Source organism: Paracoccus onchidii, assembly GCF_028294535.1.
GTDB classification, from domain to species: Bacteria; Pseudomonadota; Alphaproteobacteria; order Rhodobacterales; family Rhodobacteraceae; genus Paracoccus; species Paracoccus onchidii.
In genome coordinates this window covers 1-1,160 of the sequence record NZ_JAQBIE010000006.1, presented here as the reverse complement: position 1 = coordinate 1,160, position 1,160 = coordinate 1, and the positions used below count along the sequence as shown (strand labels likewise).

1 protein-coding gene is annotated in these 1,160 nt (G+C 56.4%); it reads right to left on the bottom strand.

The window, feature by feature from the left end; all coding sequences use genetic code 11:
* Positions 1-379 (bottom strand): calcium-binding protein (locus PAF17_RS06110; protein WP_408636381.1); only part of this gene is annotated, 379 nt, incomplete at its 3' end.
* Positions 380-1,160: the final 781 nt, after the last annotated feature.

The window sequence follows — 1,160 nt, the reverse complement described above, 5'->3', positions numbered from 1 at the left end:
TCCCCGTAAGCGTGTCATTGCCGGAACCGGAAAGAAGGTTCTCGAACTGGGTAAAGCTTTCCCCGGCGTAATTCGTCACCCCGGTCGTCATGTTGACGTTGTAATTGCCGCTGAACGACGTCGTGTTCAGCCAGTCCGTGCCGGAACCACCTCGCAGCGTTTCCGCCGAGCCAAGACCCGCATAGACATAATCGTTGCCGCTCTGGCCATTATAATATCCCTGTCCACTGGAATAGATCGTATCATGGCCATAGCCGCCATAGATCGTATCGCGACCACCAGCGCCACCAAGACGGTCATTGCCGCTGAAACCGTAGATAAGATCAGCGCCAGACGTCCCCGGAAGGTAGTCATTGTTGCTTGTACCATAGATCGGCATGATGTGCTCCTTTCATCCAAAATCGCGAACTTCGCAATAAAGATACGTCCCAGAGAACAGATGCCTTATGGTGTGTGATTCACGCGTGAATGCGCCGTGAAAAATCCGAATCTCAAGTTAAAAAGGAATACAGCGCAATAAAACCTGCGCTCTGCCTTCGGACCTGCCCGGCTTCGATTTTGCGGCCAGCGAAGTCAGCCAAGCTCTCGTGCGGAAACTTCACCGATGCGCGCTCCTCGATCGCCTCACCCTCCGCTGCCACATTCTGGAGACCGACAACGACAGCTACGGCTTCTAGGCCAGCTCGGAAACCGCGAAAAGAAAGAGAAAAGAGGCGCCGACATTGACCACGTCATGAACATACCGACATACTGACAAACGGGTCAAATCTCGATGACAATGCTGGGGCAGTTCTTAGTGAACTCCAACGCATCCTGACCCTTCTGTATCCCGGATTTGGTAGCGTCGTCCCGTCACGTGTCCCGGCCAGGACCCGTGGCGGGGTGGCGCGCGACGTCTGCCCCTTGTGGCATGACCACGCTCCTTGGCCTGTCGGCACCGCCTGTCCCTCATTGTCTCGAACAGTTGCCAGCGGCCCGTTCTGGAGCGCGTATCAGAATGAGGAGAGCATGGAGAAGCGATCACACGAACGGATCATCGGGATAGACGTGAGCCGAGATTGGCTCGATGTTCACTGCCTTCCGGTCGGTCAGCGCCACCGTATACGCGATGATGACGCCGGTCATGCTGGCGTGGCCAATCTCGCCCGAAACCGCGGGGC